Source organism: Streptomyces sp. NPDC006435 (assembly GCF_040612315.1).
Taxonomy (GTDB): domain Bacteria; phylum Actinomycetota; class Actinomycetes; order Streptomycetales; family Streptomycetaceae; genus Streptomyces.
In genome coordinates this window covers 64,332-85,879 of the sequence record NZ_JBEXPY010000025.1, presented here as the reverse complement: position 1 = coordinate 85,879, position 21,548 = coordinate 64,332, and the positions used below count along the sequence as shown (strand labels likewise).

General features: G+C 70.4%; 20 protein-coding genes and 3 pseudogenes. 9 read left to right on the top strand and 14 right to left on the bottom strand.

What is annotated here, in order from left to right:
- Window positions 1–87: 87 nt before the first annotated feature.
- Window positions 88–1,527 carry a trehalase family glycosidase gene (locus tag ABZZ04_RS23685; protein WP_356934196.1) on the top strand — a complete coding sequence of 480 codons (1,440 nt, stop codon included), beginning with the start codon at window positions 88–90 and terminating at the stop codon, window positions 1,525–1,527.
- Window positions 1,528–2,015: 488 nt separating this feature from the next.
- Here ABZZ04_RS23685 and ABZZ04_RS23680 read toward each other — a convergent pair whose 3' ends face one another.
- Window positions 2,016–2,156: a hypothetical protein gene (locus ABZZ04_RS23680; RefSeq protein WP_356934195.1), complete on the bottom strand. Its 141-nt coding sequence runs from the start codon at window positions 2,154–2,156 to the stop codon at window positions 2,016–2,018.
- Between the two features lie 51 nt (window positions 2,157–2,207).
- Here ABZZ04_RS23680 and ABZZ04_RS23675 point away from each other — a divergent pair, with 51 nt between their 5' ends.
- A complete protein-coding gene (locus ABZZ04_RS23675; protein WP_356934194.1) occupies window positions 2,208–2,516 on the top strand; it encodes a hypothetical protein in 309 nt (102 codons plus the stop codon).
- 366 nt (window positions 2,517–2,882) lie between these two features.
- A complete protein-coding gene (locus ABZZ04_RS23670; RefSeq protein ID WP_356934193.1) occupies window positions 2,883–4,673 on the top strand; it encodes a hypothetical protein in 1,791 nt (596 codons plus the stop codon).
- A gap of 739 nt (window positions 4,674–5,412) precedes the next feature.
- Here the strand turns inward: ABZZ04_RS23670 and ABZZ04_RS23665 are convergent.
- Window positions 5,413–6,858 (bottom strand): MFS transporter, encoded by a 1,446-nt coding sequence (locus ABZZ04_RS23665; RefSeq protein ID WP_356934192.1) that lies wholly within the window; start codon window positions 6,856–6,858, stop codon window positions 5,413–5,415.
- Between the two features lie 102 nt (window positions 6,859–6,960).
- Here ABZZ04_RS23665 and ABZZ04_RS23660 point away from each other — a divergent pair, with 102 nt between their 5' ends.
- Window positions 6,961–7,851 carry a helix-turn-helix transcriptional regulator gene (locus tag ABZZ04_RS23660; RefSeq protein WP_356934191.1) on the top strand — a complete coding sequence of 297 codons (891 nt, stop codon included), beginning with the start codon at window positions 6,961–6,963 and terminating at the stop codon, window positions 7,849–7,851.
- 139 nt (window positions 7,852–7,990) lie between these two features.
- On the opposite strand, the gene ABZZ04_RS23655 is transcribed toward ABZZ04_RS23660, so the two are convergent.
- Window positions 7,991–8,251, bottom strand: a complete 261-nt coding sequence (locus tag ABZZ04_RS23655) for a hypothetical protein (RefSeq protein WP_356934190.1) — start codon at window positions 8,249–8,251, stop codon at window positions 7,991–7,993.
- Window positions 8,202–8,786, bottom strand: a pseudogene (locus ABZZ04_RS23650) (transposase); the annotation flags it as partial. The pseudogene ABZZ04_RS23650 and the gene ABZZ04_RS23655, both read right to left, overlap by 50 nt.
- On the opposite strand from ABZZ04_RS23650, the gene ABZZ04_RS23645 reads away from it, so the two are divergent.
- The gene (locus ABZZ04_RS23645) at window positions 8,767–8,904 is read left to right on the top strand and encodes a hypothetical protein (protein WP_356934239.1); all 138 of its coding nucleotides are present in this window, start codon (window positions 8,767–8,769) and stop codon (window positions 8,902–8,904) included. The pseudogene ABZZ04_RS23650 and the gene ABZZ04_RS23645 overlap by 20 nt on opposite strands.
- A gap of 9 nt (window positions 8,905–8,913) precedes the next feature.
- On the opposite strand, the gene ABZZ04_RS23640 is transcribed toward ABZZ04_RS23645, so the two are convergent.
- A complete protein-coding gene (locus ABZZ04_RS23640; protein WP_356934189.1) occupies window positions 8,914–9,516 on the bottom strand; it encodes a hypothetical protein in 603 nt (200 codons plus the stop codon).
- A 703-nt stretch (window positions 9,517–10,219) separates the two neighbouring features.
- On the opposite strand from ABZZ04_RS23640, the pseudogene ABZZ04_RS23635 reads away from it, so the two are divergent.
- Window positions 10,220–10,486: pseudogene (locus ABZZ04_RS23635) on the top strand (ATP-binding protein); the annotation flags it as partial.
- Between the two features lie 88 nt (window positions 10,487–10,574).
- Complete coding sequence (locus tag ABZZ04_RS23630; RefSeq protein WP_356934188.1) at window positions 10,575–10,970, top strand: hypothetical protein; 396 nt, start codon at window positions 10,575–10,577, stop codon at window positions 10,968–10,970.
- A gap of 7 nt (window positions 10,971–10,977) precedes the next feature.
- Here ABZZ04_RS23630 and ABZZ04_RS23625 read toward each other — a convergent pair whose 3' ends face one another.
- The 3 genes from ABZZ04_RS23625 to ABZZ04_RS23615 all read right to left on the bottom strand — a co-directional run bounded on the left by ABZZ04_RS23625 (window position 10,978) and on the right by ABZZ04_RS23615 (window position 12,458).
- A complete protein-coding gene (locus tag ABZZ04_RS23625) occupies window positions 10,978–11,133 on the bottom strand; it encodes a hypothetical protein (protein ID WP_356934187.1) in 156 nt (51 codons plus the stop codon).
- 22 nt (window positions 11,134–11,155) lie between these two features.
- The gene (locus ABZZ04_RS23620) at window positions 11,156–11,452 is read right to left on the bottom strand and encodes a hypothetical protein (protein ID WP_356934186.1); all 297 of its coding nucleotides are present in this window, start codon (window positions 11,450–11,452) and stop codon (window positions 11,156–11,158) included.
- An 805-nt stretch (window positions 11,453–12,257) separates the two neighbouring features.
- Window positions 12,258–12,458, bottom strand: a complete 201-nt coding sequence (locus ABZZ04_RS23615) for a helix-turn-helix transcriptional regulator (RefSeq protein WP_356934185.1) — start codon at window positions 12,456–12,458, stop codon at window positions 12,258–12,260.
- Between the two features lie 320 nt (window positions 12,459–12,778).
- Between ABZZ04_RS23615 and ABZZ04_RS23610 the strand changes: the two genes are divergently transcribed.
- Window positions 12,779–12,946, top strand: a complete 168-nt coding sequence (locus ABZZ04_RS23610) for a hypothetical protein (protein WP_356934184.1) — start codon at window positions 12,779–12,781, stop codon at window positions 12,944–12,946.
- Between the two features lie 12 nt (window positions 12,947–12,958).
- On the opposite strand, the gene ABZZ04_RS23605 is transcribed toward ABZZ04_RS23610, so the two are convergent.
- The 5 genes and pseudogenes from ABZZ04_RS23605 to ABZZ04_RS23585 form a co-directional block, all read right to left on the bottom strand.
- Window positions 12,959–13,954, bottom strand: a complete 996-nt coding sequence (locus ABZZ04_RS23605; protein WP_356934183.1) for a hypothetical protein — start codon at window positions 13,952–13,954, stop codon at window positions 12,959–12,961.
- 190 nt (window positions 13,955–14,144) lie between these two features.
- A pseudogene (locus ABZZ04_RS23600) lies at window positions 14,145–14,364 on the bottom strand (IS5/IS1182 family transposase); the annotation flags it as partial.
- Between the two features lie 236 nt (window positions 14,365–14,600).
- Window positions 14,601–16,103, bottom strand: coding sequence for a hypothetical protein (locus tag ABZZ04_RS23595; RefSeq protein WP_356934182.1), 1,503 nt, complete (start codon window positions 16,101–16,103; stop codon window positions 14,601–14,603).
- A 334-nt stretch (window positions 16,104–16,437) separates the two neighbouring features.
- Window positions 16,438–16,923 carry a hypothetical protein gene (locus tag ABZZ04_RS23590; RefSeq protein ID WP_356934181.1) on the bottom strand — a complete coding sequence of 162 codons (486 nt, stop codon included), beginning with the start codon at window positions 16,921–16,923 and terminating at the stop codon, window positions 16,438–16,440.
- A 77-nt stretch (window positions 16,924–17,000) separates the two neighbouring features.
- Window positions 17,001–17,813 (bottom strand): hypothetical protein, encoded by an 813-nt coding sequence (locus tag ABZZ04_RS23585; protein ID WP_356934180.1) that lies wholly within the window; start codon window positions 17,811–17,813, stop codon window positions 17,001–17,003.
- A 215-nt stretch (window positions 17,814–18,028) separates the two neighbouring features.
- On the opposite strand from ABZZ04_RS23585, the gene ABZZ04_RS23580 reads away from it, so the two are divergent.
- Window positions 18,029–20,338, top strand: a complete 2,310-nt coding sequence (locus ABZZ04_RS23580) for a LuxR C-terminal-related transcriptional regulator (RefSeq protein WP_356934179.1) — start codon at window positions 18,029–18,031, stop codon at window positions 20,336–20,338.
- 74 nt (window positions 20,339–20,412) lie between these two features.
- Here ABZZ04_RS23580 and ABZZ04_RS23575 read toward each other — a convergent pair whose 3' ends face one another.
- Complete coding sequence (locus ABZZ04_RS23575; protein ID WP_356934178.1) at window positions 20,413–21,423, bottom strand: CorA family divalent cation transporter; 1,011 nt, start codon at window positions 21,421–21,423, stop codon at window positions 20,413–20,415.
- Between the last annotated feature and the right edge of the window lie 125 nt (window positions 21,424–21,548).

Here is a 21,548-nt window from a genome sequence, read left to right as displayed (position 1 = left end):
TCCATCCCGTTCCGAACAACCGCCCCCCGTCGGCAAAGACGCCGAGGGCAACCGGGGTGAAAACGACTACAGGGCAAGGATCTGGGCATGACATCGGCTGCCCCGATACCGTTCGACCGCTCCGGCATTCCCGAGCCGGTCCTTGACTCGGCCCCCCACCTGATCAAGCTCTACTGGGCCGCATGGGCGATGGCCTGGGACCACGTGGTCGAGCGCGAGGGCGTCGCGCAGTCGCCGTACATGGACGAGGGCTTCGACCCGGACACCATCTGGATCTGGGACACCTGCTTCATGGCGCACTTCTGCAAGTACGCGCCCGGCAGGTTCCCCGGCATCGAGAGCCTGGAGAACTTCTACGGGGTGATGTACGACGGCGCCGAGTCCTCGGTGTCCGTCCAGCATCCCGACAATCCATCGCTGTTCGCCTGGTCCGAGGAGGAGTACGTCCGCCACACGGGCGACCTCGCGCGGGTGGCCCGCATCCTCGAACGGGGCTACCTGCAGCAGCACTTCGCCTTCTTCGACACGGTCCGGCCGGGATCTCTCTTCCCGTACAGCGTCGTCCCCACCACCGTCGAACGCACCGACCGGGGCTACCTCTGGAACGGCGTATGCAGCGGCATGGACAACACGGCTCGGGCCACTGAACAGGGGGAGGGCGGCACGTACGGTGACATCCTCTGGTTCGACGCCGCAGCGCAGCAGGCGCTCTCGGCGCGGAGCATCGCCCGGCTCGCCGAGCTCGTGGGGGACCACGGCCTCGCGGCCGTTTTCTCGGCCCGTCACGCCGAACTGGTCAAGCTGGTCGAGGACTTCTGGGATCCGGAGGCGGGGATGTACTTCGACCGCGCCTCCACTGCCCCGTTCAACTTCCACCGGGTGAAGACACCGGCCGCGTACTGGCCGCTGCTCGCCGGCGCGTCCGGCCCGGAGCAGGCGGCGAAGCTGGCCGCCGCGCTGGAGGACGAGGCCGTCTTCGGCGGTGACGTGCCATGGCCCTCGGTGGCACGCGAGGACACGGCGTTCCGGGGCACGGGGCACTACTGGCGCGGTGGGGTGTGGATCCCGCTGGCCTACATGAGTGCGCGGGCACTCTCGGACGCCGGGCACGGCGCCGTGGCGGCCCGCGCCGCACGCCGACTCCTTGACCACATGGCCCGGACCTACGCCGATCACAGCCCGTCGACGATCTGGGAGGCGTACGCGCCGGACCTCGCCGCGCCGTCGACCGGCAAGGACGACCAGTACATCGTCCGCCCCGACTTCTGCGGCTGGTCCGCGCTCGCCCCGATCGCCATGCTCATCGAGCATGTCCTCGGATTCCGGGTCGACGCGCCGCGCAACGAGGTGACCTGGACCCGTCCCGGTCGTGCGGCCGGCATCCGGGGCCTGTGGTGCGGCACGACCTCGCTGAGGGCAGTCGACGAGGGATCGGGTTCCCGGTTGGTGCGGGATCCCTCGCGAATGAGGATTCACCCAGGACTGACTCACCCGATGACGGGCGAGCGCTCTTCTCCTCCACCGTAGGCGAGGCACAGGTGAGTATGGGTGCTGGGCCTGTGGAAACCCGGCCGGTGACGACACTGCCGCTGGCCGTGGCGAGCCCGGTCTCGCGCTTCGCGCGGGTGGGAGGACCCAGCCCTCGTCGAAGAAGCCGGTGGTCGAGAACCGCGGCAGCGGGACCGGGGGCGGCTGCGGCTGCGGCTGCGGCTGCGGCTGCGGCTGCGGCTGCGGCTGCGGCTGCGGCTGCGGCTCGTCGTACACCGGTCCGCGGCTGGCGATGAGCCCGGAGATCTACGCCGTGCCGGAGCCGGTGCACCACCTCCTGGCCCAGGTGACCAACGCGTTCGTCGCCCGGCAGATCGCCCGTGAGGTCGGCCGCCAGATCGCCGCCGGTACCAGCGCCGAGCGCCTGCGGCACCGGCCGACGGCCCGGCTGACCGGGACGATGTCGGACCAGATCAGTGACCCGGGCCGGCGGCTGCTCGGGGTGGCCCCGCCTCGCTGGGCTGCGGCTACGCCGACTGCGAGTCCGGCACCATCTGGCGCACCCGCACCGCCTGCGAGCTGTGCACCGAGATCGTCCAGGACAAGGCCCCCGCCCGCGAGCGCGCCCGCCGTGCCGCCGTGCCGCCGCCGGACTGTGCCTCCAGCACGGCACCCGCCCGGGTCCGTCCGGCCGGTGCGGCGACTGCGGCCTCGAAACCATGGCCGCCCGGCCTGCCGACACCCCGGCCCGGCGGACCGTGGAGGGCCCGGAGCGAGGAACGTGCGGCGAACGCGACGCGCGGATCTTCATGGCCGGCGCCGCCTCCGTGCCCCGGACCGTCGCGGTCGTTCCGGCGCCCGCCCTGCCCCGCGCCGGGACGCCCGCCCCGGTTGAGCCGGTCGAGGAACCCGGTCCGCGGACCTGCCAGGGCCAGGAGCAGGGCGCGCCGTGTACGCGCGGGACCCTGCCGCTGCGCCGCCTGTGCCGATGGCACATGGTCCAGCAGATCGCCGGGGTGGTGGCCTGATGACCAGCACCCCGCAGTCCTCCGGTGTCGACCTCGCCCGCCAGGCGCTGCTCGCCGCCCGCGAAGCAGCGCAGCGGACCGGGCACGCCCGGAAGACCAAACCGGGATGGCGCACCGGCACCGCCCTGCGGTGCGACGGCCGCGAGCCGCTCGGACTCGGCAGCGCCATCAGCCGGATGATGACCGAACGCGGCCTCGTCGCCCCGGCCGAAGGCGTCACAGGGGCCGACGGCCCATGGGCGCACAGCGGCTGGCCGCAGCGCGATGCGAGCGTCCCGGAGCTGGCGCGATATAGGTGGCTCCCTTCACCACGATGGTCGCCTTGGGCTACGGTCACCGTTCGAGGTGGCGAAAGGAGCCGTGCCGATGACTCACCATGTGTTGACCGCCGTCGGCGTCGGAGGCGAGCCGGTCGCGCAGGAGGCCCGCACCACCCCGCCCCCGCTGGCAGTGGTCGCCTCGTACGGCGATCTCCATGCGTGCGACTACGTGGTCGTGGCTCAGGACGTGTCCCTGAGTCTCTATGCCCGTGACCATGGCGGGACGTGGGACCTCGTGTGCGCCGGTACCGACGCCGCGACCGTCGACGAACTGCGTCTGTGGTTCGACCTCACCCACCACTATCCGGGGCCCGACGGGGCCGATGAGGGCCATCCGCTGGGCAGGGCTCCTGCGGCGGGGGCCGGCGGGCGCATCGACTCGGCGCGCGCCGTCGTCCTGGTCCAGGAACACATCAGTGCCCGCGGTCTCGACTATCCGGCGCACGGCCTGGAGGCGGACCGGTTCGCCGCCGGGTGGAGCGTGTACGCACCCGTCGACATCGATGACAGCGACCCGATGGCCTTCCTCGACCTGCCGCTCGACCGATCCGTGTTCCTGATCAGCGACGTGGGGCGGATCAAGGAGGTCACCACCGCGATCCCACCCGAACAGGTGCGGGCCCTGTTCACCGCCGAGGAGGCCTTCGTACGGCGCGCACCCGTCGAGGAGTCGTTCATGAACGGCCTCAAGGAGGAGTTCGAACGCCTCGACGCCCGATCGGGGCAGCCCGGAGCCGTCGCGGATTTCACCGTCGTCTCCACCCCGTCCCAGGAGTTGATCGCGGGCCGGGTGTCCGCGCTCGCTCATGAGACCGCGCAGCAACTGGCCCTGCTCGGGCCGGTGCAGTGGGACCGCATGACCGCGGTCTTCTCATGCACGGTGTCAGCCGAGACGGCCGACGTGTCCTTCTGGGACCGCGAACGGCCCATGGACGTTCGGGTCCCCGAGCAGATCGCGCTCCTCGTGCGCCGCCAGCGGCACCTCGCGGCCGCCATGCCGGCCGGCCCGTGGCTGCGCATGCTGCTCACCGTCGCCAAGGCCGCGGACGGGCGTGCACAGGTCTCCACCGAGTACGACTACGGTGACGAGCGCCTGCCCGACGGTCAGTTGCTCGCCCCGTCGCACTACCGCAACGACCTCGCCGCCTACCCGCGGACCGAGGTGCCGATCTGGCTGACGGGCTATACGGGAGCACGCGGCACACGTGCTGAGCGCCCGTGTCCGGAGCCCGCGCGTGCGGAGCGCCCGCGTCCCGGGCCGGCCGAGCGCCCCTTCGTGGACAGCAACGTCGGTTGGTCGACACACCTGGTGGCCGACCGGCACCGCATCACCTACGGGCGGCACACGCTGGCCTGGGACGAGGTCGAGTGGGTCCGGTATCCGGTCTCCCGTACCAAGCACCAGGGCTTCCTGTTTCCGTCCATGTACACCACCACGTACACCTTCGGCGTGGGCACGTACGCGGACTCGCCGAAAGGCCTGCGTGATCTGGGCTGGAGCAGGGGCGGGAAGCGGCCCACGGACCCCGCGGAGTGGCTGGCCCTCGTCGACTTCGTCCAGCGCATCGTCGAACCCCGGCTCCTGGCGAAGTACCTCGACCTCATCCGGCGGGGTGGGGCGATCACCATCGGCGAGGTGCGCGTGCACCGCGACGGGCTCACGCTGCGCGGGGTCATGGACGCCAACTGGCGCTCGCTGACCGGTGTCGAGGTCGCGAACGGCCTGGTCTGGATCCACGAGCAGGGCCGACCACAGGCGGTGAGGGTGTCGCTCGGCAGTGCCAACGCCGTACTTCTGCCACGCATCGTGGCGGCCATGACGGCCGGGACCGGGTAAGGGGCACCCGCTTCGTACCGGGACCTGGACGTGGCCGCGCTTCCCTGCTCGGGGAGCCCGATCCGTGAGTACTGCTTCGTCCCGGCCGTCAGCGCCATCTCCCTGCGGGGCCGGCCACCCACGACGACCTCTGCACCCCGATCAGCGAGGAGGACTTGGAGGAGATGTCCTTCCGCGCCGTCGAACTCGCCCCGCGGAGCGACACGCACACCCCGGTCACCGAGGAACTCTCCCGCCTGGTTCCTGGACCAGCTGCCGTAGAAAGGTCTCTCACGCGGCCGGTCTCGCGAGTCTCGCGGAACTGAAGCAGCACCTTCGCGAGGCCAGAAAGCGGTTCGCCGCCGACGTCGAGGGTGCCGTTCGCCGCGACCGGTGGCACCTCGTCGCGACGACACGGCACCGCCGTTGCCTTCATCAACGGCGAGGGGTCCGGACACGTCGTACGGTGCCCCGTCTGCGGGACACAGGTTGCCCAGGGCCACGTCCACCGCCGGGGCGCCGTCAACGACCGGCCCGCCTGCCGGCTGAAGGCGTGCCGCGCTGGCCTCCGCCACGGCGGCACAGAAGACCACCCGCGCGGCCGGGGTGTCACGGGCCTCGGCGTACGAGGCGATGGCGCCGGGCGCCTCGCCGAGGTGGGCGGTCCGGCGCAGAGCGGAGGAGATCACACGAGTCCGCCCCGACGGCCGGGGCTCCTGAGAAACCCGGGCCGCGGAGAACACCAGCACATCCACATGCGTCAGGCCGCCCCGGCCGGTGCGATACGGGCGGCCAGGAAGGCGAAGGCCAGCGCAAGGGCGGCCTGCACCGTCACGGCGACGGCGAAACCGTGGGGCAGTCCGGCAGTGGGACCGCCCGCCGTCGCGGTGGCCACCGCGTGGAAGACGCCTCCGAGGAGCGCCACGCCCAGGCCGAGACCGAGCTGCTGCAACGTGGTGAAGAGCCCACCGGCCACACCCGCCGCCCATGTCGGTGTGCGGGACAGGACCGTGCGCAGGACCGGCCCGTACATCAGGGCCTGAGTGACACCGAGCACGATCAGGAGCGGCTGCAGGGCCGACGGGGACCCACCGTCCGCTCCGTTCACGATGAAGGCGAGGCCCAGAAGCACAGCCGCCTGCCCGATGGCCGCACCCGTCATCGTCCAGCGTCCGGTACGGCGCTCCACGGCCGGCAGGGCGAGGGCGGTGACGACGAACGCCGCGCCGAACCCGAGCAGCAGCACGACGGCTCCCCAGGCGTCCACGCCGAACGCGCCCTGGGAGAGCGCCGAGAACTCGTACAGGAAGGCCCCGTAACCGGTGAAGAACAGCAGCGTCATGATCAGGCCCTGGCGTACGGCAGGGGTGCGCAGCACGCTCGGCGGTACGACGGGCAGTTCACCGCGGCGTTCCGCGGCGCGTTGCGAGCGGGCAAAGACGGCGAGCACCGCGCCGCCTGCGGCCAGCATTGCGAGCACCGGGGCAGGACCGCCCGCTGAGGTGCCGAGCGTCAGGGGCACCACGACGAGGAGCAGGCCCGCCCCGAGGAGCGCGGCCCCGCGCAGATCGAGCGCGAGCGGTGCCGTCGAGCGCGACTCGGGCACGGTGCGCAGGGCGAACAGCGCGACCGCTCCTATCGCCCCGGTGAGCATCTGGACGGCCCGCCAGCCCCAGTGGTCACCGGCGGCCTGGGCCACGGCGCCCGCGAGGAGCTGCCCGGTGACGGTCGCGATGCCGCTGACGGCGGCGAACAGTGTGACGCCCAGCGCCCGCAGCTTCTCCGGCGCCGTGGACTGGATGATGGACAGGACCTGCGGGGTGAACAGTCCCGCGGCGATGCCCAGTACGGCGCGCAGCGCGACGAGTGTGACCAGGTTCGGTGCGAGTGAGGCGAGGGCAGAGGCCACGCCGAACGCGCCGACGCCGGCCGCGAGCAGCCGACGCCGTCCGAACCGGTCGCCCAGACGCCCCGCGACGACGAGGGTCGCGGCGAACGCCGTGGTGTACGCGGACAGCACGAGCTGCCCGCCCGACACGGTCACGCCGAGATCATCGGTGATCGCGGGTTCGAGCAGGTTGACCGACCCGAACGTCATGTTCACGGGCAGGTAGGCGACGAGCAGGACGGCGAGGCCGGCGCCGGTGAGGGCGCGCGCCGGGTGCGACGCCACAGCGTGCGCGGTGGGAACGGTCTGTGTGGTCATGACCACGACCCTGCGCCCCTCATCATCCTGGTACCAGGAGCCCAGCTATAGGGGTACCAGTACTACCTGGACCCACCGGCCCCGAGCCATGACACTGGGGTGGTGACGTCTTCGACACCCGACCGCAACACCCTCGGCGCCTTCCTGAGAGCCCGCCGCGCCCGCATCACCCCCGGTGAGGTGGGCCTGCCCGCAGGCGGCCGACGCCGCACGCCCGGTCTGCGGCGCGAGGAGGTCGCGCAGCTCGCCGGCGTCGGGGTCACCTGGTACACGTGGCTCGAACAGGGGCGTGCCAAGAACGCGTCCGACCAGGTACTGAACGCGGTGGCGCGCGTCCTGCGCCTGGATGCCACCGAGCACCGCCACCTGATGGTACTCGCGGGCCGCGGCACGGCCACCGAGCCAGGACCGCCCATGGACCTGCGCCCCGAGCACACCGCCGTCCTGGCCAAGCTGCTGCCGTACCCGGCCGCCGTGCAGACCGACTGCTACGACCTGGTCGCGGCCAATCGCACCTACCGGTACCTGTTCGCCGACCTGGACGCGTACCCGGTCGAAGAACGCAACTGTGCCTGGCTCATGTTCACCGAACCGAGCTGGCGCAACAGCCTGGTCGACGAGGACAGCGTCCTTCGCGAAATCACCGCGAAGCTCCGCACCCGCCAGCCGGAACACCGCGACGACCCCCGCTGGAACGCGCTGATCACCCGGCTGCGCCAGGAGTCGCCGGACTTCGTACGGCACTGGGAGTCGTACGAAATCGTGGGCGACCGCACCCAGCTGCGCCGCTACCAGTCACCGCGCGTCGGCGCCCTCGACGTCCAGTTCCAGAGCCTGTGGCTGGACCGGGTGCGGGGCGAGCGGATCATCGTCATGACGCCCACCGACGTCGCCACAGCCCAGCGTCTGGAACGCCTCGACTCGCTGGTCGGCGCCGCACCGGCGTGGACCTCCCGCGGCGACTCCGCCGACGGTTCGGCCGCAGGGGCCTGAGGACCGGCCGGTGGTGCGGTCATCGGTGCAGAGCCACCACGGTCTCCACCGCACGGACCAGCGCCACCTGCTCATCGCGCAGCGCCTGCAGAGCCCCGACGACATCCGTGGCGTCGGCGGTGAGTTCGGTGGAGTGCAGTCAGGCCTGGAGGGAGTGGCCGACGCTGCCGATCATGAGTTCGTCGGCGCCGGAGTCCCGCTGGACCTGGTTCAGGTGGGCGGTGACCTGGTCGGGGGTGCCGTGGGGATGGTGCAGCCAGCTGTCGATGGCCTGGCGTTCCTGGGCGTCGTAGGTGTAGGCGTCGACTTCCTCGGGCGAGGGCAGCGGGCAGGACTTCCCAATAGAGATGTCAAGCCGCCAGTGTGACCGATGGTGCGGGTTGGCAGCACGCTCCGTCACGGAGCATGGCCCGGAGAACGTTGGCCCGGCGACGTGCGAGAGAGAGCACTGCTTGCTTGTGATTTTTCCCCTCGTCGCGCTTGCGTTGGTAGTACGTCCGCGACGCGGCGCATGTTCTGAGGCTGGCCATGGAGGAGAGGCGGAAGGCCCGCAGCAGCCCACGGTGGCAGCGGCGGGGGCGCCGCATAATGCCGCTGACGCGCCCGGAATCTCGTGGCACGGGGGCCAGGCCGGCGAAGCCGGCCAGGCGGTCTGGTGTGCTGAACGCGCCCATGTCGCCGCCGGTCGCTGCGATGAACTCGGCGCCGAGCAGGGCGCCCATCCCGGGCAGGCTGCGGATCACCTCGGCGTGCGGATGTTCGCGGAACCGTGCCTCGATGAGCGCGTCGAGCTCGGCGATCTCCTCGTCGAGGGCAACGACCCCCTTCGCGAGACGGGCCACCATGGCGGCGGCCGGCTTCTCGCCCGGCAGAGACGTCTGCTGGCCAACGGCGGCTCCGATGGCTGCGGCGGCGATGGCTGAAGAAGCCCTCGCCAACGGCGCTGCCCCCCTCCACCTCGCACACGGCTTCTCCCTCGGTGCCAAGGTCAGCCCCCGCTACACCAGCGCAGTGACCGAGTCGGAAACGGAGCGGGAACCGAACACCCGCTGATCTTGAGCTTTACTGCGCAGGGAGCCGTCGCCGGCCCTCCGGGGTGAAGGTGAAAGTCTCGCGGAAGGGCCCTGTCCCGAAGCGCACTGCAAGCAGGAGGGGTTCCTCCTGCTCAGGTGGCCATGATTGCCCGGCTCCCAGAGCGCTGCCGTTCCAGAGATCGAAGGACACCATCGGTTCCTCCGGGTTCTCAGTCAGGTAGCCGAGGGTCTTGCCGTAGTAGGGGTTGTTGCCGCCGAACAGTATGGACGGAGCACCGAACTCGTCGACGACGTCCGACCACACGCGGTCCTCCCCCGCCCACTGGCGGACCGCACCCTGCAGGACTGCGTATTCCTCAGAGTCCAGTACGCGGTCAGGCTTGAGCCAGCCACGGTGGTGCGCGAACTCGGCGTACACCGAGGCAATGACGTACTCGTGACAGCGGTCCGGGATCAGGTCGCGGAACACGCCTGCGAGGCCGGTGCTGGACCAGGCGCCGCGATCTTCCCAGATGCGCTTCTGGTCGGCCAATGCTTCGGGCCGGCACTCCACGAACAGCAAGTGATCCATCAGTATGCGCAAGGCCAGCTCCTCCCCAAACATGCCGGGACGGCGCAAGGCCAGGTTCAACTGATCGATGAGATAGGCACGTATCTCGTCGGAGGCTACAAGCGATCTGGAAGTAGGCACACCACAGTCTCGCGCGAATGCCGTCGGATCGCGATCACGGGCCGACGCCCAGCCGTTCTCTACCTGAGCCAGCTCCAGGCCCTTCGCCCACTCCCGTTCGCTGTGGCAACCGACCCCTTCGAGGCGGCAGAACCGTCTTCGAGCCCCTGAGTTCGCGCTACGGAGCCTTCAGATTTCCTGAACCCACGGAAGATCGGGATCGAGAGCTTCTACTGCCGGCCGGGTATCGAGGGCGCCCACGAGAAGGGCGGCGTCGAGGGCCAGATCGGCTACTTCCGCCGCAACCACTTCGTGCCGGTTCCGGAGGTCGAGTCGCTGGCGAAGCTGAACGAGCTGGTCGAGCAGTGGGAACGGTACGACGGGTGGCGCCGGATCGGGTCCGGGGCCCGGACGATCGACGAGTGCTTCGAGGACGAGCGCTCAACTCTGCTGCCGCTGCCGGAGGATCCGTTCGAGACGGGGCGGGTGTTCACCCTGCGGGTCGACCGCTACGGCCAGATCACGGTCCGCGCCAACCGCTACTCGGTACCGGTCCGCCTGATCGGCAAGCGCGTCCGTGTGCTGCTGCACGCCTCTCACCCGGTGGTCTACGACAAGAATGTCGAGGTGGCCCGGTATGAGCGGCTGATCGCCAAAGGCAGCTGTCGGCGCCCTGGGCACCGAGGCCGCCATGCAGTGCTACCGCGTCCGCTGCACCCTGGCCACCAAGCTGGTGAACGAGTTGGTCGAGGCCGCCGACGAGAAGCAGCTGGACAAGACCATCGCCCGCTACGGCCGCGCCGACCTGTTCTGCATCGACGAACTCGGCTGCATGGAACTCGACCGCCACGGCGCCGAACTCCTCTTCCAGGTCCTCACCGAACGCGAGGAGAAGAACAGCGTCGTCATCGCCTCCAACAAGTCTTTCGGCAAAGCGCGCATGTTCCGGCGAACCTGTGCCGGGCAGCACCGAAACTTCACGGGTTTCGGCAGGAACGCGGATGCTGCATGATCGAACGATGCTGGTCGAACTGGTGAAGGTCGCAAAGTTTCCTTGGAGTCCCTGGCTGGCCCAGGTCCGGACGCCGTTCGGCGGGACAGCGGTCCGCTGGTGCGGTGACCGGGCCGCGAAGCCGGGCAAGTACCACGTTGAGTGGACGGTCGATGAGGACATCGCCTGGGGTCGGAACGCGAAACCGGCTGTCGGCGTCGGACCGGGAGTCCGGCCCGGCGGGCACTGCGTTGTCCTGCGCGGACGGCTGGACCTCACCGTGGACGGCGCCGCCGTGCTGGACTTCGACGGCTCGCAGATTCTGCTGGACCTTGCTGATCCGCTGCCCGAAGGTGTTGCCGGCACGTGGGTCGAGCTCTTCATGGAGCGCGAGAAAATCGCTCTCCACCCGTACGAACTCTGACCAGGGATCAGTCGTTGGCCGCCGCCCACGCCGCCAAGCGGGTCTCATCAATGCGGTCGGACAGATAGATCATGGTGGCCTCGGGGTTCATGCCGAAGGCGGCGGCGACAAGCTTGGGGTCCATGGTGTTGACCAGGTCGGGCAGTCGAGTGCAGCGGATCATGCGCGGTGGGAAGCCGCAGGCGTCAAGGACGTGACTGACAATCGACGAGGACGATCTTCCGGGATCGCGCGAAGCGGAAGAACTGTCCGAGCACCACCAGCCGACGCTTTCGGGCCTTGGGCGAGGTGGCCAGGAAGGCTTCGAGATCGTGCACGTCGGTCAGTGCCCGGTCTTGCTTGCCGCTCTCCCTGGCGAGGAACAGGGCGAGGTCACGCACGATGACCAGTGCGGCTTCGATGGTGGCATCGGTGCGGGGCAGTGTGCCGGCACGCCGGGATCGCTCGCGCGAGCGGATCATGAAGTCGGAGAAGGCCTCCACCGAAGGCCGCAGGGGCCGGGGACCGCGAGGACCCGGCGTTGTCGGCGGTCGGCGGCGAGCCGCTCGGCCTGGTCGGTGGCCATGACCAGACCGCGACTGGTGAAGAAGGTTTCCAGGGCACGGGCGAGGGAGCCCGTCGAACGATCCGGGCGGCGGGAGCATTCGAGTACGGACTGGGGAGGTTGGGCTGGCCGTCCCGAAGAAGCCGCCCGGTGGAAGTGATCATCGTGCGGGCCCGGCCCACGGAGTACTTTGCGGCGGGATCTGTCGTGAAGTCCTGCAGCCAGTCGGGCGGATTGTCGAGTTCGGCAATGAGGTGTTCGGCCCGGACCAAGGGGCGATCGGGGTGACGCTGCCAGCAGGCCGAGCACAGTCCAAGCCCTGCGTGCCTCCGTACTCTTACGCATTGCTCACAGGCCCGGGGTGGCTGTTTAGCCTGCCGGGGACACGAACAGTGCCCGCACCAGCCGGTGTGCTCGCGCAGATAACCTGGTCGGCTGCAACGAGGGCATGGATCCTTGGCGGCGTCGCGTTCGGACTTCCGCAGGCAAGTACGGCAGAGAGCGGAGGATTTGCTCCGCAACGGGTGCCCGCATGCGGTGCATACGCGAGAGCAGGTGATGCACCGGCCTGTGTCCGCCTGGAGGACGCGCTGCTGTCCGCGCCGGGGACAAGTGGCACGGGCCGCGGCCTCCTCCTGTCGGGCGGCGCAGCGGCAGCAGTAGCGCCGGTCGATGAAGCCGACCGGTGCTCCGCAGCCGGTGCAGTCGCTCTGTTCAACGCCCTCGATGCCGCCCTCACCGGGTCAAGGAGGAGGCATCGAACGACCCCGCGCGGAGACTGCCTTCGGCAGGTCGGCGACCGGCCGAATCGGGGCCGAGGGAAGTTCGACGGGTGTGGTGTCGACCTCGAAGAGGTCGTTGGGGGTGCAGTCCAGCGCGGTGCACAACGCGATCAGCCTGGACATCTTCACCTGGGAGGGCTCTTCGCTGAACAGTGCAGACACCGAGGCGGAGGACATTTGCGGCCCGGCAGGAACCGGTGGAAGCCCTTGAAGACCTGCACATACTCGCGCCCGGTCGAGGCAGCCCGCCCGGCAAGAGCCAGGTCACCGAAGACACTGTCGGTGTCTTCGGGAGTGACGTCCCAGGCGGGCCGGCCCAGCGCGGTGAGCGTCCGCTCCAGCAGGCCGATGTCGTTCTCAACCGTCACCGGCCTGAACCCACGGGCCCACCATCTGGGGAATCCGGGCACCATCACGAAGACCAACGAGGACAGCAGAAGATGGATACGGGCCGGTGGCAGCGGCGATCCACGAAAAGGAACATGCGCCAGCCCCAGATGGCTGGACCAAGACCTTCACCGGCCCCCCGGCTCTGTGGGGCCATCATCGACCGCCTGACCTTCAACGGCACCATCATCGAGGCCGGCACCGACTCCTACCGGCTCGCCTCGACCCGGGCGCGGACCGAAGCGCCCGCCAAAGCCGGCTGACCGCTGCATGGTTCAGCCTGACGGTCCTCCACGCCAAGGATCGTCAAGCACTGTTTCGGGGGTGTTCGCCGTGAGCATTTCGTCGATGCAGCTGCGTAGGCCGACGTCGGTGGGGCCGATCCAGGTGAGCCATGGCACCGGCTGGAGCAGGCCGTCGTATTGACGGGTTCCGGGGTCGGTGAGGAGGGCGCGGAGCTCGTCGGGGGCGGGGTCGGTGACCAGGCACAGCCAGGCCAGGCCGGCGCCGATGCGGACCTCGGGCGGTCGTCCGGGATCCGACCACAGGCCCCGGGCCCACCTGGGAGCATGTTCATCCCGGTGTTCGCGGGCGAGTTGGGCGATCGCCAGGATCAGGCTCACCCGGGCTACCACATCGTCTTCCTTCGCCAGCCTGGACTGCAGAGCAGAGGAGACGTGTGAAAGCTCGCCGGTCGCCGCCGCCAGGACGTAGGCGGTCATGGAGCGGACCTCGGGGTCGGGGTCGGAGAGAAGCGGGAACAGAAGGTGCAGGTCGTCCGTGACGGCCTGACGGGCGGCCTGGATCGCCCAGTCCACCGGGCACATCGTGCTGCCCTCGATCATCAACGGCTCCTCGGCGACCTGGAGCAGGCCTTCCCGCGATCCGTCCCCCATGTGCTGACACCGGCCGATCTCGGCGACCAGGCGAAGGATTTGGGCACGGAGTTCGGGGCGCGTGGCCGCCGCGATCCGGAGCAGGAACGGAACCGCCAGTGCTCCCACCGCGCTCGTGCCGCCCTGGTGGTGAAGACTCGTCCAGAGCTGCCACAAGGCCCTGTCGGCAGCTTCGGCGTCCCCGGACGCGAGCGTGGCGAGCAGGCCGGGGATCTCCTCGCCCGGGCCATAGAAGTGCTGGAACCGTTGCCAGGGGACCTCGTCGTACCTGAACCCGTCCTTGGCCTCCCGCGGGATCGCGCTGACGGCCGCCCGCACGTCGCAGTCCGCGCCGACCCACCGTTCCGGCCAGTCGTCCCAATGGTCATCGTCCATGACTTGGTCTTCCAGTCCATCGACAGCACCCGAACGCCGGGAGTCTAACGACCGGTGATCAAGAGACGTACCGCTTCTGCCGCACTCTGGTGGCACCGCACCACGGCGATGTCGTTTCTCGTGAGCATCTGCAGCACTCAAGATCTCCAACTGCTGATCAAGCTCTGCTGCTTCACGTGAACGAAGCCATCTGCTTGCGTTTACCGGAGACGAAGGCCCGCCGACCAGGGCGGTGCGCCTTGGAACGGCGTACCTGGGTCTCGGTGCCGTCGATCCTGAGGGCCACGCTCTCGGCTGTGGCGCAGACGAATACGCTCTCCAGCGTGTGCAGCCGGAGGCCGGTCAGGCACGGCGAACCCGCGCTCTGCCGGCAGCAGGCGGATTTCGCTGATCGCACGGCCAGTGGTGGAGGTGGCGCATCCCCCGGCTGCTCGGGAGTGAAGCCGGAGACCGTCGAGAGCGGGGCTGGCCCTCGAATTGGGAGATGATGCCGCTCCCCGAACCGGATTGTGTGCAAGTGATCGTCCGAGGGGCGAACCGGCCGCGCGACTCCTGCCTTCCGATTGGGTGCGGAGAAAGGTGGCACGGTCGGCTGCGGGCCGACCATCCAGCACCGTCGCGGCTGTCGCTGCGCGGCCATCGGCCCTCAGCGTCGGGACGCCGTCGGCGGGGTGGGTACGTCGTCCAGGCAATGGTCGAGAAGTGCGTGCATGCGGGGGACGGGGAGGGACGGGTTGGCTGCGGCGCCCTCTGCGGTGCGAGGGGCGGCAAGGAGGACTTCCAGGGTCTGTGGTGTCAGGTTCGGGTTGGTGGCCGCTGCCCGGCGCACCGGTTCGTCGGGGTCTTCCAGCGGGGGGTCGGGGAGGGCGGGGTCGGCTGCGGCCAGGGAGCGTACCTGCGGGTCCGGGTGGTCGATGAGGTGGCTCGTGCCGGTACGGGGGAATGCGGGCAGGGTCAGCAGGTGCGGGCGGTGGGCCGGGCGGGTGACGAAGACGTCCAGGAGGAGGTGGGACGGGGCCAGGGGGTGGTGGCAGGCAAGCCGGATTCGTACCTCCTCGTCGTCGTCCTGCGCGAGTTCCGCGACGAGTTCCGCGGGCAGACCTGACCAGCTCGCCGCGACCCTGCGGAGTACGGGTTCTCCGGATGCCGCGCAGGCGGCGAACCAGTCGGGGGACGGCCGGGGGGCGGGTTCGGTGATCGGGCAGGTGCAGTCCGGGCCGTGGCCGAGGATCCTGTGGATCATGTCGTATTCGGCCCAGGTGCGGGAGAAGGGGTGGAGGCGTGCGTTCATCCGTACGTCGGCGTCCGGGTCCTTCCTCAACTCCGCGACCAGGTCTGCTCCCAGGTCGGGCCGGGTGGCGACCAACGCGCGGATCCCGGCCTCGGGGCGGCGGGCGAGCCGGGCGAGGGCATGGGCCGGGGCGTGGCGGTTCTGGGCCAGGTGCTGCAACAGGCCGTCCGTGAGGCACTGTTCGACGAGGGCGGGGGAAAGGGCGCACGTGCCGAGCACGAAGGCCTGGTTGCGCGGCTCGTAGGACGGCAGTCCGGCCTCCACCTGTTCCGGGTCCAGCACCCAGCTCCCGTCCCGTGCCGATTCGCGGACCGCGGGATCCGGATCGTCGAGCAGCCCTGCCCGCTGCTCCGGGGTGAGCGATCCCCAGTTCCAGGTGGCCCGTATCCGGAGTTCGGGGTGTTCGCGGGTCGCCAGGGAGCGGCGGAAGGACAGCGGGATCTGCCGGGACGATTCGAGCTCCCCGATGATCTCGCCCGCGGTGAGCCTGCCGTCCTCTCCCCCGTCCTTCGCGGTCAGCAGGGTCACGAGGATGTCGTCGGGCAGTGGCCGGACCCGGCGGGGGTAGTGGCGGGGGCCGCCGGCGAGGTGTGCGCGGACGAGTCCCGACGGATCCGTCGCCAGGGGGGCGAGCCGTGCCGGATCGACGTGCTGGTTGCGGGCGAGCGCGCTGCGGACGGCTCCGACCGGATGGTGCAGCGCCGCGTCGATGACGGCGTCGGGCAGGTCACGGCCCTCGCACATCAGCGGGCCTGCTTCACCTGCCGCTCGGTCCAGCAGGCGTATCAGTACGTCGGAGGGCGCCGCCGGGTTGAAGGCGAGGCCGCGCAGCCACAGTTCACGCAGAGAATCGGACACCGCGTCATCCTGTCACCTCGCCTCGCGAACCGGGCCGCCGATCGCCGCCGCGCGGGCGAGGTCAGCGTCCTCGCCCGCCCTGAAGCCGATCCGAGCCGCCCGCCCGGGCGGTGCCCCGATCCACTCCTGAGCAGGACGCCCTCGGCCCACCGGGTGACCTGGTCGTGCCCGCGCTTCTGCGGGGGCGGGTACGGCATCGCCGCCGCACGGGAGGCCATGTGGATGTGCGCGATCGCCGCCGCGTCTGCCGTATCCGCGGGCCGGGTCCCCGCCGTGCCGGCATCGCTCACGGCCCGGGGAATCCGCAGGTCGGCGTCGAATGCCGGGAGCCAGGTCATCGGTCCGGCGTCTGTCCTGGTGTGCTGGGGGGCTCCAGGGTTTTCAGTGTGATGTGCGGGCAGCGCAGGAGCAGGACGCGTCCCAGGTCGGCGGCGTGCCGCGCGAGGCCGTCGGTGCGGAGGCGGGTGCCGTCGTCGAGGGTGATCTCGATGCGGTAGCCGTTGCCGAGGCGGGTGGCCAGGGCGTTCACGGCGTCGCCCTCGATGTGGAGGGAGGTGACGCGGTGCCAGGGCCAGCCGGTGGTGCCCCGGCGCGATCCGTGGACCAGGCCCTCTTCGTGTGTCTCGAAGTACTCGCCCCGCTCGCCGCGCAGGGCCCGGACGGTCTGGGTCACCGCGATGATCATCGCGCCCAGGGCGAGGCCGAGGAGGAGGCCGACCGCCTTGTTGCTTCCGGGTGTGTCCTCGCCGGTCGCGGACAGGCTCGATGCACCGAGCCAGCCCGACGGGACGGCCACCAGCAGTGCGCAGCCCGCGTTCACCCATCTTCTCCGGTGGTCCACCGGGTGCCGTCCGATCACCGGGCCGAGGTCGGGAAGCGTGTTCTCTCCCGGCCCGGTCACCGGTCGGCCGGGGTGGAGCCGTGGGCGATGACGATGCCCAGTGCCTCGTAGTCCGATCCGGGGCGGCGTACGGGCATGAAGACGTCCAGGCGGTCGCCTTCCGTGCTGTAGCCGGCCTTGGTCGCACGGGGTTTCAGGGCCGGGCTGCCGACGTGTCCGGACAGGCCTCGTACGTCGAGGCGGACGCCGTTGTCCGGGCTTCCGGACACGTAGGTGATGCGGGACCGGTCCAGCAGGCCCGGGAAGGGCTCGAGCGTCATTCCCTCGCGGGTGAACGTCAGGGCGCCCCAGCGGAGCGTGCCACCGGCGGCCAGTTCTTCCAGGTGCCGCGCCGCGACGGCTTCGGCCACGCCCCGGGAGGCGTGCGTGGTGAACGACCGGGCGTTGCCGACAGGGGCCGTGGTGAGCAGGCGCCGGAAGGCGGATTCCTGACGGACCTTGATGTAGTCCAAGTCCCTGAGACGGATCGGGCGGCCTTCGTACGGGCGGAGGACGGTCTTGAACACGTCGTGGGAGTGGCTGAAGTTGATGCGGACGGACACCCTGGTCGACTCGACGGAGTCGATCTCGTCCCAGGTGCGGCGCAGCGTGCGGCGTCCGGGGCGGCGGAGTTCGAAGCCGTGCTCGTGCTCGTGGAGCCGGATCCGGGTGTGCCGGACGCTGAGCGCGGCGCACCCTGCGGCCACCACGGGGATCGCCCAGAGGGCGAGGCGGAAGGAGTCCTCGTCGTAGTGGTCGTCGGCGATGGTGCACATCACGATGAACACGATGACGAGTGGGAAGAACAGCGTCAGTGGCCGCCTGGGCATCGCTCCCTGGTAGGTCCACACGCGCTCCCCCAGTCGCCCGGGCTGTTCGCCGCGTCTCGTCGCCGCGTCTGCCGTCAACGCACACCTCGCATGATCGTCCGGTTCCACGTCGTCGAGTGTCGGACCGGTGTGCGTGCGGGGATACGGGAGAACTACTCAATTGTGCCTGCTGGTCGTCCGGTTCCGGTCTTCGTGCGTCCGTAGGATGACTGCCCATGGGGACGGGGGCAGGCGAGTTGACGTCGTTGATCGGGCGGCGGGCGGAGACGGCGCGGATCACGGGGCTGCTGTCCGGTGCCCGTCTGGTGACGCTCACCGGGGTCGGCGGTGTGGGCAAGACGCGGCTGGCACTGCGGGTGGCCTCGGACATGGCGGGATCGTTCCCCGACGGGGTGCACGTCGCCGAGCTGGCCGATCTGCGGGATCCCGAGCTGCTCGCGACGAGTGTCCTGGGCGCTCTCGACGTGGCCCGTCCGGGGCGCCCGGGTGCCGATGCGACGGCCGCGCTGGTGGCCCGGCTGGGCGAGCGGCGTGTGCTGCTCGTCCTGGACAACTGCGAGCATCTGGTCGACGCCTGCGCCCGGCTCGCCGACACCCTGCTGCGTGGCGCCCCCGGGCTGCGTGTGCTGGCGACGAGTCGGCAGCCGCTCGGGATCGCGGGCGAGCAGGTGTTTCCGGTGGAGCCGCTGCCCGTGCCGGGGACGGGTGACGTCGTGGGCGCGGGGCGCCGGGTGCGTGCCCTGAGCGGAAATCCGGCGGTCGCGCTGTTCGCCGAGCGGGCCGCCGCCGTGCTGCCCGGTTTCACGGTGACGGAGTCCGGCACCGTCGTCGCCGTCGCCGAGCTGGTGCGGCGTCTGGACGGTTTGCCCTTCGCGATCGAGCTGGCCGCGGCGCGCGTCCGGAGTCTGACGCCGCGGGAGATCCTGGAGCGGCTCACGGACCGGTTCGCGCTGCTTACCGGGGGCAGCCGTGTCGCCGCCGACCGGCAGCGCACCCTGCGCGCGCTGATCGACTGGAGCCATGAGCTCTGCACGGAGCGCGAGCGGCTGCTGTGGGCGCGGGCCTCCGTGTTCCGGGGCGGTTTCGATCTCGACGGGCTGGAGCGGGTCTGCGCGGACGCCGAGCTGCCGGCGGCTGCGCTGCTCGACGCGCTCGACGCCCTGGTGGCCAGATCGATCGTCAACTGCCGTCAGGAAAGCGGTCGTTCGATCTATCACATGCTGGAGACGGTACGGGAGTACGGGCACGAGCGGCTGGTCGCTTCGGGCTCGCTCGACGTGCTCCGCACCCGCCATCGGGACCACTACGCGGAGCTGACCGCACGGGCCGGGCAGGAGTGGTTCGGGGCCCGGCAGGTCGACTGGTTCACGCGGCTTCGGCTGGACCATCCGAACCTGCGCGCAGCCCTGGAGTTCTGTCTGGAGCAGCCCGGGCAGGCGCGGGCCGGGCTGGCTCTGGCCGTGTCGCCCCGGCACTACTGGCTCACGGCGGGGCTGCTCTCCGAGGGACGCCGCTGGCTGTCGCTGCTGCTCGCCGCCGACCGGGCACGCGGCGGGCCGGACACGGACGTGCGGGTCCGGGCGCTGGTCACCGACACGTATCTGGGCATTCTGCAGGGCGCCCCGGACGCCGAGGTGCGAGGTGCGCTCGCCGCGTGCGAGGAGGCGGCGCGGGTCGGCGGTCATCGGCGGGAGTCGGCGTGGGTGTGGCATCACCACGGGATCCTCGCCGTCTGGCGCGAGGACTTCGCGGACGCCACCGGGCTGTTCTCGCGGGCGTGCGCCGAGTTCCGTGTGCAGGGATGCCCCGACGCGGCGTTCGAGTGCCGGGTCAAGTTCGCCATCGCGCACGCCTACGGGGGTGACGTCGTGAAGGCCGCCGAGGCGTGCGGCGAGGTCGAGGACGCCGCGCGGGCGCGGGGCGAGTCGTGGCTGCACGGAATGGCGCTGCTCGCCCGCGCCCTGCTGGCGCGGCGCGCGGACGCGCCCGGGGACGCGATCGGACACGCCCGGGCGGCCATCGGTCTGCTGCGGCCGTTCGAGGACTGGTGGGACGTGGCCATGTGCGTGGAGGTGATCGCGTGGAGCACGCGGGACGCACCGCGACGCGCGGCCCGGCTGCTGGGTGTGCTGCACATGTTGTGGGAGGCGCTGGGCGGGCGGCTCGGCTCGGCGCCGTTCATGCGCGAGCAGCATCTGCGCTTCGAAGCAGGGGTGCGGGATGCCTTGTCCGGAGCGGTCTTCGAGCGGGAGTTCCGGCGTGGGGCGCGGGCGACGGTGGACGAGGCGATGGCATACGTGCTGGACGACCCGGCCGGGACGCCGGGGCTGACACGGCGTGAGAGCCAGGTCGCCGAGCTGGTCGCCGCGGGGCTCACGAACAAGGACATCGCGGCGCGGCTGACGATCGCGCAGCGCACCGCGGAGAACCATGTCGAGCGCATCCTCGGCAAGCTGGGGCTCACATCTCGTACGCAGCTGGCGGTGTGGACGTACGAGCAGCGTGAGGTGCCCGCCGGGAACTGAGGACGGGTGGTGGTTTCCCGAGGAACGGGAAACCACCACAACCGCCTCCTGCCCGGATACGTGACAGAGCCCTGCTACTGGACGTCGGTACTGCCGTCATCGCGCAGTTTCCGCCAGAGTCGGGTGCGGTGCAGCGCGTAGAGGGCGATGAGCAGGAACACCACCTGCAGTCCCACGGCGAGCAGCCAGAAGATGCCCCTGCTCTCCAACTCGTCGGTCAGGTAGGTGAAATTCATGCCGAAGAAGCCGGTCAGGAAGGTCAGCGGCAGGAAGATCGTCGACACGATCGCCAGTCGGTTGATCACGTTGTTCTGCTCGCCGGACACCAGGGAGGAGTAACTGGCGAAGGCGCGGCGGGCGGCGTTCTGGAGGGACTCGATGTCCGTGAGCACCAGCCGTGCCGTGTGCTGGTAGTCACGGGCGAGTTTCTGGCGCTCCTCGGGGAAGCCGGGGTTCATCATCCGGCGCGTGAAGATCTCGTCCGTCACCTGGAGGTAGGGCAGGAGCGCGTGGTGCAGGAGTGCCCCGCGCCGTCGCAGCCGTGCCAGACGGTAGACGTGCTGGGGAACCCGTTGCCGGAACATCTCGTCCTCCAGGTCCTCCACCTCCAGCAGTGCCTCCACCGCGGACCGGCGGAAGGTGTCCAGGGCCTCCTCCAGCAGCAGGAACAGCATGGCCACGCTGTCGGGGGGCCTTTCGTGCGGCAGCCTGGCGGTGAGGCTCCTGACCGGCCCCGCCGGTCCCCGGTGCACCGTGATCAGGTATCGCTCGGTCACGAAGGCATGGACATGTGTGATCCGGGCTTCCTGGATCATGGGTACGACGAACGCGGCGCTGTCCCCGAGGAACTCGGCCCGCGCCGGCTCGCCTTCCCTGCCGAGCCACGCCACGCCCTCGGCCTCCAGCCCGAGAAGGTGGGCGAGCGGTTGTTCGGCGGACCGTTCCGCTCCGGACGGTCTCCCGTCGGGTGGTGGGCCCTCCTCGGGCAGTTCGATGTCCACGAGCAGGAAACGGGACGCCGCCAGATGCGTGCGTGCCTCCGACACATGGGTGCGAGTGACCGTTCCTTCCGGCATCGACACCATCGATACGATCATCATTCCTCGTCATGGGTCACTGAGGCCGTCCGCGGCCACCATGTACGCCTCGATGCCCGAGGCCGTGCCGGGATCCATCTTCATCGCGGAAGCTTCGCGAACCGGACATACGC